This window comes from Pseudomonas sp. Marseille-Q5117, assembly GCF_946901175.1.
In the GTDB taxonomy this organism is placed as follows: Bacteria; Pseudomonadota; Gammaproteobacteria; order Pseudomonadales; family Pseudomonadaceae; genus Aquipseudomonas; species Aquipseudomonas iranensis.
In genome coordinates this window covers 13898-25782 of record NZ_CAMPPP010000008.1, presented here as the reverse complement: position 1 = coordinate 25782, position 11885 = coordinate 13898, and the positions used below count along the sequence as shown (strand labels likewise).

The following is an 11885-nucleotide window of genomic DNA, read 5'->3' as shown; positions in this document are numbered from 1 at the left end:
GGAGACTTCTGCGCAGGGTATCAGTTACTGCGCGTCGAGTTGCTTGCCACGGGTTTCCGGCAGGCTCAGCGCCGCCAGAATCACCACGCCATATGACACCGCCGCGAAGGCGCCGATGCCCATGCTCAGCGGCACTTTCTGGCTGAGCAGGCCGATCAACAGCGGGAACAACGCCGCCAGTGCGCGGCCGATGTTGTAGCAGAAACCCTGGCCCGAGCCGCGAATGCGCGTGGGGAACAATTCAGTCAGAAACGCGCCCATGCCGCTGAAAATCCCCGAAGCGAAGAAGCCCAGCGGGAAGCCCAGCCAAAGCATCACGCCGTTGCTGACCGGCATCTGCGTGTAGAGCAGAACGATGGTGAACGAGCCGACCGCGAACAAGATGAAATTCTTTTTCCGCCCTAGCAGGTCGGTCAGATACGCGCTGATCACATAGCCGACGTAGGAACCGACGATTACCATCGCCAGATAACCTCCGGTGCCGAGCACGCTCAAACCGCGCTCATTCTTGAGGAAAGTCGGCAGCCAGGAGGTAATCGCGTAGTAACCGCCCAGCGCACCGGTGGTCAGCAAGGAAGCGCGAAACGTGGTGAAGAGCATGCCGGGGGCAAAGATCTCGTAGAACTTCGCCGGGTTTTCCGGGGTTTGCGCGGCTTTGGCTTCGCGATAGATCTCAGGATCTTTCACCAGTCGACGGACAAAAATCACGAATATCGCCGGCACGATGCCAAGGATGAACAGCGCGCGCCAGGCATCTTCCGCCGGCAACACCGAGAACAGCAGCGCATACAGAATCGCCGTCAGGCCCCAGCCCAGCGCCCAGCCGGATTGCACCATGCCCACCGCTTTGCCGCGATCCTTGGCGCGGATCACTTCACCGATCAGCACCGCGCCGGCGGTCCATTCACCGCCGAAACCGAAGCCCATCAGGGTGCGGGCGATCAGCAATTGTTCGTAGTTTTGCGCGAAGCCGCAGAGGAAGGTGAAGAAGGCGAACCACAGCACCGTCAGTTGCAGGGTGCGCACGCGGCCGATGCGGTCGGAGAGAATCCCGGCGACCCAACCGCCGATGGCCGAGGCGATCAGGGTGCTGGTGTGAATCAGCCCCGCTTCGCCAGTGGTAATGCCCCACATCGCGATCAGCGTCGGCACAACGAAGCTGAGCATCTGCGTGTCCATGCCGTCCAGACCGTAACCGATCTTGCAGCTCCAGAACGTGCGGCGCTCCTGCTGGTTGATGTTGCGGTACCAGTCGAACGGCCCGGGGCGCGTCACAGGCTTGGATAACGGGAGGGTGTCGGGAGCACTCATGGCAAATCTCCGCAGGGCTTTTATTGGTCTTGTTCGAAGCTCCGACGACGCCTATCGTGGGAACCGGATGCGCCGATTTTTCGTCGCCCTGCCCTGCGCCGTCCAACGAATAAAAACCCGCCTTAGGCATAAGAAAAATTTGTCAGCCGAGCCTTGTCCATGAATCTGAAGTTTCTCGAGACCTTTGTCTGGGTCGCGCGCCTGAAGAGTTTTCGCCTGACCGCTGACAAGCTGTTCACCACCCAGGCGTCGATTTCCAGCCGCATTGCGGTGCTCGAAGGCGAACTGGGCGTGAAGCTGTTTCTGCGCGATTCACGCGGCGTCAGCCTGACCCCGGAAGGCCTGAAAGTGCTCGACTATGCCGAGCAGATGCTCGACACCATGGCGGCGCTGAAACAATCGATCGAGACCCGTTCGAGCAAGGTCGGGCGGGTGCGTATCGGCGTGATGGACACAGTGATCCATACCTGGCTGAGCCCGCTGGTGGCGCAGATGACCGATCTGTACCCACGCGTGGAAATCGAATTGGTCGCGGATACCGCGTTGAATCTATGCGAACAGCTGCAAAAAGGCTTTCTCGATCTGGTGTTGCAAACCGATCTGATCCGCCACGAAAGCGTGCGCAGCCTGGAATTGGCCAGCCATCCGCTGGGCTGGATCGTCGCCAGCAATTCGATCTACAACCGCGACTACGCCGACCTCGCCGAACTGGCGCAGGAGCGGATCATCACCTACTCGAAAAACTCACGGCCGCATCAGGATATCGTCGCGCTGATGCAGGCCAACGGCGTGTTGGCGCCCCGCTTGAATTGTGTAAATTCGGTGTCGGCGATCACCCGCTTGTTGCGTGACGGCTTCGGTATCGGCGCGCTGCCGCCGGTGCTGGTGGCCGAGGAGCTGGCACGTGGCGAATTGATCTTGCTCGACATCGAGCAGCGACCAGGGGATTTGCCGGTGGTGGTGTCGTGGCGGGTCGGGGTTGAGTGGGTCGAGGAGATTGTGACGTTGTGTCAGCAGGTCTTGGCGGGATATGCGCAAAAGGTGGGCAAGGACTGCATCACCCTCACTGAATGATTAGTGGCGAGGGGATTTATCCCCGTCGGGCTGCGCAGCAGTCGTGATTGCGGCCAACGCGGTCTTTCAGAGGTACCGCATTTGCAGGTTTTGGGGGCTGCTGCGCAGCCCAGGGGGAATAAACCCCCTCGCCACAGAACCCACTCACCACAGAACTCATTCACCACAGAGCCCACTCGCCACAGAATCCCCCATGCCATAAGGCCTCTGTTGCCAGAGGGGATTGAGCAGGTCTTACAAACCGCGCACGTCGCGATCTTCGATCGGTCGGCTCTGGCGCAGGCGGCGGCCGCCGAGAACGACCCAGTCGATCAGGCGGAACAGGCATTCGATGCCGAACGACAGCAGCAATGCGCCGCTCATGCCCCAGATCATCGCCTCGGGCGTCAGCAGGATCTGATAGCTGTAACCGTTCCAGGTTTCCTTGCGAATATCCGGATCGGCGGCCAGGACCACTTGCAGGAAGCGCACATACCACGGGCCTTGCATCGCCTGGAATTGCTTGTCCAGCGCGACCTGGCGGGTGAGCAAGGTGTTCAGGCTGTCGGCATCGCTGCGGAAAATCGGGTCTTCGCTGGCCCGGTAATGCGCGACCAGCGCCTGCATATCGCCTTTGAAAAACTGATCGGCCGTGCCCTGGAAACCACGCAGGCCGGTCTGCGCTTCGATCAGATGCGCTTCGACACGCTGGGCATAATCGTTGATGAATCCCGGCACCTGGACACCGATCAACAGGCCCGCCGCAAACAACACCAGCCGTAGATAACTGAGCAACATGGGTGCAAATCCTTATTCGGTCTTGCCCTGGCTGACGCATTCGCCGCGTCGCCACAGGCTCCATTGGCCCGGTTCGTAGCGGGTCCAGGTTTCATTTTCGGTCAAAGGCTCGGTGGCAATCACCGTGACCACATCGTTGGGCGTGGTTTCGGCCTGGAAGTCGACAATCACATCGACATCCTTGAGCCGCGCCGGGCCGAATGGTGCGCGGCGGGTGATCTGGGCGAGTTTGGTCGAGCAGTAACAGAACAGCCAGTCGCCGTCACTGAGCAGGCAATTGAACACGCCCTTGCTGCGATATTCAGCGCAAGCCGCGACCAGATCCGGCAGCAGCACTTCGATATCGACCGGTTCCGGAAACGCCGCGCGCACACGGTTGAGCAAATCGCAGAATGCCGCTTCGCTGTCGGTATCGCCCACCGGGCGGTAGAAACTCTTGATCGGGGTGAAGTCGGCGAGCTGACCGTTGTGCGCGAAACACCAGTTGCGCCCCCACAGTTCGCGAACGAACGGGTGGGTGTTGGACAGGCAGACCTTGCCGACGTTGGCCTGGCGGATGTGGCCGATGACCACTTCGCTCTTGATCGGATAGCGCTGCACCAGATTGGCCACTTCCGACTCGCTGCTCGCCGCCGGGTCCTGAAACAACCGCAGGCCGCGCCCTTCGTAGAAGGCAATGCCCCAGCCGTCGCGGTGCGGGCCGGTGCGGCCGCCGCGCTGCATCAGGCCGGTGAAGCTGAACACGATGTCGGTCGGCACGTTGGCACTCATGCCCAATAATTCACACATGTGCGGACTCTCGGGTTACAGACGCGGCTCGACCCGCATGCGCTGCGGATTGTTCGGCACTGGCGGGCGGCCGTAGCGGTCATCACCGGCGCCGCCGAACGGTTGATCATCGTCGCGCTCTTCGGCACGGGCCGCGGCCTTGGCGGCCTCGGCGCGTTCACGCCGCGCTGTCGAGGCGCGCTCGATCGGCAGGCGGATCAAGACGAAAACCAGATACACCCCGAAGGCGATCATGCCGTACATGAACAGATCGGAAACCGCGCGCCAGGCGTTGTTGCCGACCTTGAACAGCATGTCCAGGGCGGTGATGGCGATGGCCGGTGCTACTTTGGCCTTCACCGGATCGACGATGGTCGGGCTGAACAGCAACACCGCCATCAGCACACGCAGCGGCTCGCGCAGCCAGCGCCACATCCAGGTGGTCAGGCGCATCCATACCAGCAGGCAGCCCACGGCGGCAAAGGCGTAAAGGCCCCAGGCGATCAGATAGTCGTTCTCGGTCATGGTGTCCATGGCAAGGCAGGCAAATAGGCGCTTATAGTAACGACTTTTCGCCCATGCGGCTTGTCCCAATACCAGACGGCCAGCAGCCGCCCCTGTGGGAGCGAGCCTGCTCGCGTATACGGACTGTCAGTTGCAACAGCGTTGCCTGACACACCGCTTTCGCGAGCAGGCTCGCTCCCACAAGGGCTGCGGCGCTTTCAAGACCTGCGAACAACCCAATTCCGAATATTGTCCGAGAGCCTTCCATGCCCGAATCCGCCAATGTCATGACTGCCCCGATTGCCCACCGGGCGCCCGGCGCCGACCCGTATGCCTGGCTGCAGGAGCGCGACACCGAAGCGGTGCTCGACTACCTCAAGGCTGAAAACGCTTATCAGGAAGCGCAAACCGCCGATCAGGCCGAACTGCGCGAAAGCCTGTTCAATGAGATCAAGGGGCGGATTCTCGAGACTGATCTGTCCCTGCCCTCGCCTTGGGGCCCGTATCTGTATTACACGCGCACCACCGCCGGTGACGAATACGCCCGGCACTACCGCTGCCCGCGTTCTGCCGACGACAGCCTGACCCTCGACGAAAGCCGCGAACAATTGCTGCTCGATCCGAATGCGCTGGCCAATGGCGGCTTCTTCTCGCTCGGTGCTTTCAGCATCAGCCCCGATCACCAGCGCCTGGCCTACAGCGTCGATGCTTCCGGCGACGAGGTCTACACGCTGTTCGTCAAGGAGCTGTCCAACGACAGGGTCAGCGAACTGGAATTCGAGGACTGCGACGGCAGCATGACCTGGGCCAACGACAGCCTGACCCTGTTTTTCGGTGTACTCGACGACACCCATCGCCCGCATAAACTGTTCCGCTATCGCCTCGATGGCACTGCCGCCGAAGAGGTTTTTCACGAGCCGGACGGGCGGTTCTTCCTCCATTGCTACCGCGCCAGCTCTGAACAGCAATTGCTGCTGTCGCTGGGCAGCAAGACCACCAGTGAAGTCTGGGCGCTGGACGCCAATCAGCCACATCTGCCATTCAGCTGCCTGGCGCCACGGGTCGAAGATCACGAATACGACGTCGACCACGGCCTGCTCGATGGCGTCTGGACCTGGTTTATCCGCACCAACCGCGACGGCATCAACTTCGCCCTGTATCAGGCCCCGGACACTGGCGTGCCGCCGAGCGAAGCCGACTGGCAGAACCTTATCCCGCACAACGAAGAAGTGATGCTCGACGGCGTCAGCCTCAACGAAGAGGCGATGACCTTGAGCCTGCGCGAAGGTGGCCTGCCGATCATCGAGGTTCACCCGCAGGGCCAGGCGTCGTATCGCGTGCAGTTGCCCGATGCGGCCTACAGTCTGCATGTGCAAAACAGCCTGGAATTCGAGAGCGATCGCATTCGCTTGCGCTACGAAGCGTTGAATCGCCCGGCCCAGGTGCGCCAGTTGATCCTCGCCAGCGGCGAGCAAACGGTGCTCAAGGAAACTCCGGTACTCGGCCAATTTGATGCCGACGCCTATGTCAGCCAGCGTCTATGGGCCACCGCCCCCGACGGCACGCAGGTGCCGATCAGTCTGGTGATGAAGCGCGAGATGGTCGGTAAACCGGTGCCGCTGTATCTGTACGGTTACGGCGCCTACGGTTCCAGCCTCGATCCATGGTTTTCCCACGCACGACTGAGCCTGCTCGATCGCGGCATGGCATTCGCCATCGCTCACGTACGCGGTGGTGGTGAATTGGGCGAAGCCTGGTATCGCGCCGGCAAGCAGGAACACAAACACAACACCTTCAGCGACTTTATCGCCTGCGCCGAGTTTCTGATCCTCAACGGCATCACCACGGCGGAGAAACTGGCGATCAGTGGCGGCAGCGCCGGTGGTTTGCTGATCGGCGCGGTGCTCAACCAGCGCCCGGACCTGTTCGGCGTGGCGATTGCAGAAGTGCCGTTCGTCGACGTACTCAACACCATGCTCGACCCCGAGCTGCCCCTGACCGTCACCGAATACGACGAATGGGGCAACCCGGAAGAACCGGACGTCTATGATCGGATCAAGGCTTACGCGCCGTACGAAAACGTCACCGCGCAGGCTTATCCGCCACTGCTGGTGATTGCCGGTTACAACGACAGCCGTGTGCAGTATTGGGAAGCGGCCAAGTGGGTGGCGAAATTGCGCGCAACCAAGACCGACGACAACGTGCTGCTGCTCAAGACCGAACTGGGCGCCGGGCATGGCGGCATGAGCGGGCGCTATCAGGGATTACGTGACGTAGCGCTCGAATATGCATTTGTGTTCAAGGTTTTGCAGATTGCCTGAGGAACTCTGTGGGTGGCTTGGGTCTTAACTGCAGACCCTTGTGGCGAGGGGATTTATCCCCGTTGGGCTGCGAAGCGGCCCCAAAACCTGCAAACTCAGTATTCCTGAAGCACCGAGTTGGCAGGATTTGCGACTGCTGCGCAGCCGAGCGGGGATAAATCCCCTCGCCACAAAAGCCCATTCCTACGGGATCCGTGTATAGCCTTGAAATGTGATAACAAAAAGACCGCATCGACATGTCCGAACCGACCTTTCTGAACAACGAAATCCGCGACTGGCTGATGGACTGTGGCCTGTTCGATCAATTGCAACTGGCCGACTTTGCGGCCGCTTCCGGTTACTTCAGCATCAGCACCGTAGCTGAGGGCGAGGCGATTTTTCGCGAGGGTGATGCCGGCAGTTTCATGTGCATCATCCACACCGGCCAGGTCGCTGTGCAGAAAACCGGCGCTGACGGCCAGGTGATCACCATGGCCACCCTGCGCAGCGGCCGGGCCTTCGGTGAAATGGCCGTGCTTGATGGCGAACGCCGTTCGGCCACATGTATCGCGGCGAGCAATTGTCAGTTGCTCAACCTGGGCAAGGACTCGCTGGAGAAAATGCTCAACGACGCACCGAAAATCGCCGCAAAAATCATCCGCGCCCTCGCCGTCTCGCTGTCCAAACGCCTGCGCATGGCCGACGGCCAACTCGCCGCACAACAGGTTTAACCACCGGGGGACTTGACCTTGTTGCCGTTCGGCTCGATGCCCGGCACCGGTTGATCCTTGCTCGGCGGGCTGGGCATTTCGATCGGGCCCAGCGCGGGCTGCCGCTGCCGGCGCCCGACTTGGGCAGGGTGATCGGCGTGATCTGCGGATACGGTGTCGGCGTCGCGGTGCCGGGCGAACCGGGTTGCGGCGTCGGGCTGACCGGAACGCTCTGCTGGGCCTGCACTGCAGTAATCGCGAGCGCGGCCAGGGTAATGACCGTTAGAATGGTGCGCTTCATCAAGGGCTCCGTTTGGCCTCTAGTCTGTGCTCAGGCTACTCCCAACGCGCCTGCTTGCCTTCCCCCTTGTAGAGATTTCCATGAAACGTTTCGTTCTGCTCGACACCACCCCGATCCCTGAAAACGGCGGTGCCTTGTGCCTGTTCGAGTATGGCGAGGACTTCGTCATCAAGATCCAGGGCGGCGACGGCGGGCAGTTGATGAACACGCGCATGCACGGTTCCGAGGACGCACTGGCCGAGATCCCCTGCCGCAAGGTCGCCGGCCGGCCGAATTCGCGGGTGTTGATTGGCGGCCTGGGCATGGGTTTCACCCTCGCTTCGGCACTCAAGCACTTGGGCAAATCCGCCGAAGTGGTGGTCGCTGAGCTGGTGCCCGGCGTAGTCGAGTGGAATCGCGGCCCGCTCGGGGAGAAGTCCGGTCGGCCATTGCTCGATCCGCGCACGGTGATCCGCATGGAAGACGTGGCCAAGGTGCTGCAAAGCGAGCCGAACGGTTTCGACGCGATCATGCTCGACGTCGACAACGGCCCCGAAGGCCTGACTCAGAAGGCCAACAGCTGGCTGTACTCCGCCGCTGGTCTGAATGCCTGCGCCAAGGCCCTGCGCCCCAAAGGCGTGCTCGCGGTGTGGTCGGCCAGCGCCGACCGGCAGTTTTCCGACAAATTGAAGAAGGCCGGCTTCAAGGCCGAAGAAGTCCAGGTCTTCGCCCACGGCAACAAGGGCACCCGCCACACGATCTGGATTGCCGAGAAGCTCAAGGGCTGAGCTAAACTCTGCGCATAACCGTCATCAGTCTTTCTGCAAAGGTGAACCCATGAGTTCGTCCACCCCCACCAACACGTCGAAGCTGGACCGCATCCTCGCCGACAACCAGCGCGACAAGGAAATGGGCTACCGCGACAAGGCCCTGAAAATGTACCCGCACGTCTGCGGCCGCTGCGCCCGCGAGTTTTCCGGCAAGCGCCTGAGCGAACTGACCGTGCACCACCGCGACCACAACCACGACAACAACCCGCAGGACGGCTCCAACTGGGAGCTGTTGTGCCTGTATTGCCACGACAACGAACATTCGCGTTACACCGATCAGCAGTATTTCGGCGACGGCTCGCTGAGCACACCAAAAATCGCCAAGGCCACGCATAACCCGTTTGCGGCCCTGGCTGGCCTGATGAAAAAAGAAGATTGAAGATCTTCATCGCCTGAGCTGGCCCTTTCGCGAGCAGGCTCGCTCCCACAGGGGATCGCATTTCAACTGTGGGAGCGAGCCTGCTCGCGAAAAGGCCGGGTCAATCACCACAAATCTCGAATCTGCCCGCCCTCCCCCAATCCCCGTATAATCGCCCTCTTTTTCCCGAAGGCACCCCGCTCGTGGCAGACAAACGGTACAGCTGCATTGGTTTGTATAACCCCAAATCACCGGAGAACGTCGGTTCGGTGATGCGCGCCGCAGGCTGTTACGGCGTGGCGTCGGTGTTCTACACCGGCAAGCGTTATGAACGCGCCGCCGATTTCGTCACCGACACCAAGCGCGTGCACTACGACATCCCGCTGATCGGCATCGACGACCTGAAAAAAATCCTCCCGCTCAACTGCGTGCCCGTCGCCGTGGAACTGGTCGAAGGCGCCCGGCCGTTGCCGGAATACACCCACCCCGACCGCGCCCTGTACATCTTCGGCCCCGAGGACGGTTCGCTGGATAAAGAGATTCGCGACTGGTGCGAAGACGTCGTGTACATCCCGACCACCGGCTGCATGAACCTCGCCGCCACGGTCAACGTCGTGCTCTACGACCGCATGGCCAAAGGCCTGAACACCCGCTCCGGGCCGAAATTCCGCTGAAGCGTCGCACATTCGATGGAACAAGCTGACCGCCCTGGCAGTCAGCTTATCTATCAATCGCACCCTGCCAGGAGATAGATCATGAGCGAGCTCAAACGCGTAGAACGCATCGAATCCACCCCGTTCCAGTCGCCTTTGCACAAGAACGTGCATGGCTGGGAGCGCGTCGGCTCGTTGACCGGCGGCGTGCTGATGGTCGGCAAGGGCCTGCGCCGTGGCGGCGTGTTCGGCCTGATTCAAGTGGCGCTCGGCGGCATGGCCGTGGCCCGTGGCATTACCGGGCACTGCTCGGCGAAAAGCCTGCTGGAAAAAGGCCGTCAGGACATGAGCAATGTGCGGGCGAAGATCGAACGCGCTGGGGAAGAGCTGAACAAGCTGAAGACCAATGCCGAAGTGGCCACCGAAACGGCAACCGTTACCGGCAACGATTCGCTGACCTCGCCGAAAGCCGGCGTCTGAGGCTTTAAAGCAAAAGATCGCAGCCTTCGGCAGCTCCTACACGGAATCACGTTTTCCATTGTAGGAGCTGCCGAAGGCTGCGATCTTTTGATCTTTACGGGTTCAACAACCCACCACCTCATCAGCCCGCGCGAAAAATCAGATGATCTTCCCAGTCATCCTCCGGCACGCTGCCTTCGGCGAGCATGCGCCCCGACTGGGAAATCCGCTCATGGTGCACCGCGTCGCGGTCGCCACACACCAGGTGATGCCATAACGGCAGATCCTTGCCCTCGCTGACCAGCCGATAACCGCAGGTCGGCGGCAGCCATTTGAATTCTTCCGCCTGACCCGGCGTAAGCTGGATGCAGTCCGGGACAAACTTGATCCGGTTCGGATAATCGCTGCACTGGCAGGTTTTCAGATCCAGCAGTTTGCAGGCGATGCGCGTGTAATAGACGCTGTTGTCTTCTTCATCCTCGAGCTTTTGCAGGCAGCACAGACCGCAGCCGTCACACAGCGATTCCCACTCCTCGTGATCGAGCTGATCGAGGGTTTTGCGTTTCCAGAACGGTTCGACTATGGCGGCCATGGCTCAAGCATCAACATCAAGGTGGTGAAAAGGCCGCCAGTCTAGTGCCAGCGAGCGCAAGGGCCAAGCGCTGGCGACTGTCGGTAAATCCGCTTGTCAGCGCCAGCGCCGCCCACTGAGCAAACTGGTGACTGCACTTTGAAACCAATGTGGGAGCGAGCCTGCTCGCGAAAGCGCTGTGTCAGACACGCTGTTGTCGACTGACACGCCCTCTTCGCGAGCAGGCTCGCTCCCACAGCGAAATCGGTGGTGAGTCAGTAACCGCGGGTGAAATCCACCTCGCCGCGCAACGCTTCACCCGCCTCATACGCTTTCAGATTCTGCACAAACAAATCCACCATCAGCGCCGGCGAGGTCGGTGCCGAGCTGTGCCCGGTCAGGAGCAAGCCCCACGCGGTCCAGAACGGATGGCGTTGCGGCAATGGTTCCTGACGGCAGACGTCGATCACCGCGCCGGCCAGGTGCCCTTCTTTCAAAGCTTCAACCAGATCGGCATCGACCACCGCGACACCGCGTCCAGCGTTGATGAACAGTCCGGTCGGTTTGAATTGCTTGAACAGCGCCGCGTCGTAGATATCGTGGGTGTGTTCGGTGTTCGGCAGCAGATTGACCACGTAGTCCACCTCGCCCACCAGACGCGGCAGATCCGCCAGCGCGCCGACTTCGACAAACGGCGCCTGTTCGCGGGCGCTGCTGGCGATGCCATAAAGCTCGACGCCGAACGGCAGGAGAAACTGCGCAACGCTCTGGCCGATGTCACCGGTGCCGACGATCAGCACCTTGCGCCCGACCAGACTCTGGCCGCTGCGGTTGTCCCACTTGCGCTCGACCTGACTGACCAGCCGCGCCAGCACTTCGCGTTCATGGCCGAGGATGTAGGTCAGCACGTATTCGGCCATGACCTGACCGAAGATTCCCACGGCGCGGGTCAGGCGATAGTCGCGGCGCAGGCCGTCGGCGAGCAGCGGCGTGATGCCGGCCCAGGTCGATTGCAGCCATTGCGGTTGATGGCCCTGGCGCAGCAGGGTCGCGAGCAGATCCGGCTGGCCCAGCCACACCGGGCAATCGGCGGCCTGCCGCGCCAGTTCAGCGGAGTCGCCGCTGGTCAGGATTTCAAGCTCGGGCAGTGCCTGACGCAGCAGGCGGGCGTATATCGCGTGGTCGTGTTCAGCAATCAGAACGCGCATCTTCAAACCTTTCGCAAACCGTGCAGACAGCCGCCGGGTTGGGGCCGGCCATCGCGGTAAAAACAGTTCCAGGGTTAACCGA

At 61.3% G+C, this 11885-nt stretch carries 13 protein-coding genes and 1 pseudogene; 7 read left to right on the top strand and 7 right to left on the bottom strand.

Going from position 1 to position 11885, the window contains the following annotated elements:
* Positions 1-24: 24 nt before the first annotated feature.
* A complete protein-coding gene (locus OC605_RS14580; RefSeq protein WP_071174695.1) occupies positions 25-1311 on the bottom strand; it encodes an MFS transporter in 1287 nt (428 codons plus the stop codon).
* A gap of 159 nt (positions 1312-1470) precedes the next feature.
* Between OC605_RS14580 and OC605_RS14575 the strand changes: the two genes are divergently transcribed.
* Entirely contained in the window at positions 1471-2385 is a 915-nt protein-coding gene (locus OC605_RS14575) for a LysR family transcriptional regulator (protein ID WP_262137863.1), read from the top strand.
* A 234-nt stretch (positions 2386-2619) separates the two neighbouring features.
* Here OC605_RS14575 and OC605_RS14570 read toward each other — a convergent pair whose 3' ends face one another.
* Genes OC605_RS14570 through OC605_RS14560 form a run of 3 tightly spaced genes read right to left on the bottom strand, consistent with a single transcriptional unit; the run spans position 2620 to position 4464 of the window.
* Entirely contained in the window at positions 2620-3162 is a 543-nt protein-coding gene (locus OC605_RS14570) for a DUF2937 family protein (RefSeq protein WP_016771223.1), read from the bottom strand.
* 12 nt (positions 3163-3174) lie between these two features.
* Complete coding sequence (locus OC605_RS14565) at positions 3175-3951, bottom strand: class II glutamine amidotransferase (protein ID WP_024012022.1); 777 nt, start codon at positions 3949-3951, stop codon at positions 3175-3177.
* Positions 3952-3966: 15 nt separating this feature from the next.
* Positions 3967-4464, bottom strand: a complete 498-nt coding sequence (locus tag OC605_RS14560) for a hypothetical protein (RefSeq protein WP_016771225.1) — start codon at positions 4462-4464, stop codon at positions 3967-3969.
* 236 nt (positions 4465-4700) lie between these two features.
* Here OC605_RS14560 and OC605_RS14555 point away from each other — a divergent pair, with 236 nt between their 5' ends.
* Positions 4701-6755, top strand: a complete 2055-nt coding sequence (locus tag OC605_RS14555; protein WP_186568359.1) for a S9 family peptidase — start codon at positions 4701-4703, stop codon at positions 6753-6755.
* A 236-nt stretch (positions 6756-6991) separates the two neighbouring features.
* Entirely contained in the window at positions 6992-7465 is a 474-nt protein-coding gene (locus OC605_RS14550; RefSeq protein WP_016771227.1) for a cyclic nucleotide-binding domain-containing protein, read from the top strand.
* On the opposite strand, the pseudogene OC605_RS14545 reads toward OC605_RS14550, so the two are convergent.
* Positions 7462-7745, bottom strand: a pseudogene (locus OC605_RS14545) (hypothetical protein). The gene OC605_RS14550 and the pseudogene OC605_RS14545 overlap by 4 nt on opposite strands.
* Before the next feature lie 80 nt (positions 7746-7825).
* On the opposite strand from OC605_RS14545, the gene OC605_RS14540 reads away from it, so the two are divergent.
* The 4 genes from OC605_RS14540 (at position 7826) to OC605_RS14525 (ending at position 10045) form a co-directional block, all read left to right on the top strand.
* Positions 7826-8512, top strand: coding sequence for a spermidine synthase (locus tag OC605_RS14540; protein WP_024012020.1), 687 nt, complete (start codon positions 7826-7828; stop codon positions 8510-8512).
* 49 nt (positions 8513-8561) lie between these two features.
* Positions 8562-8933: a YajD family HNH nuclease gene (locus OC605_RS14535; RefSeq protein ID WP_003222612.1), complete on the top strand. Its 372-nt coding sequence runs from the start codon at positions 8562-8564 to the stop codon at positions 8931-8933.
* A 182-nt stretch (positions 8934-9115) separates the two neighbouring features.
* On the top strand, positions 9116-9586 hold the full coding sequence (locus tag OC605_RS14530) for an RNA methyltransferase (protein ID WP_007911337.1): 471 nt from the start codon (positions 9116-9118) through the stop codon (positions 9584-9586).
* A gap of 81 nt (positions 9587-9667) precedes the next feature.
* Positions 9668-10045, top strand: a complete 378-nt coding sequence (locus tag OC605_RS14525) for a DUF2892 domain-containing protein (protein WP_262137860.1) — start codon at positions 9668-9670, stop codon at positions 10043-10045.
* A gap of 121 nt (positions 10046-10166) precedes the next feature.
* Here OC605_RS14525 and OC605_RS14520 read toward each other — a convergent pair whose 3' ends face one another.
* Positions 10167-10616 carry a YcgN family cysteine cluster protein gene (locus OC605_RS14520; protein ID WP_016771232.1) on the bottom strand — a complete coding sequence of 150 codons (450 nt, stop codon included), beginning with the start codon at positions 10614-10616 and terminating at the stop codon, positions 10167-10169.
* A gap of 254 nt (positions 10617-10870) precedes the next feature.
* Positions 10871-11803 (bottom strand): D-2-hydroxyacid dehydrogenase, encoded by a 933-nt coding sequence (locus tag OC605_RS14515; RefSeq protein ID WP_262137859.1) that lies wholly within the window; start codon positions 11801-11803, stop codon positions 10871-10873.
* Positions 11804-11885 lie beyond the last annotated feature (82 nt).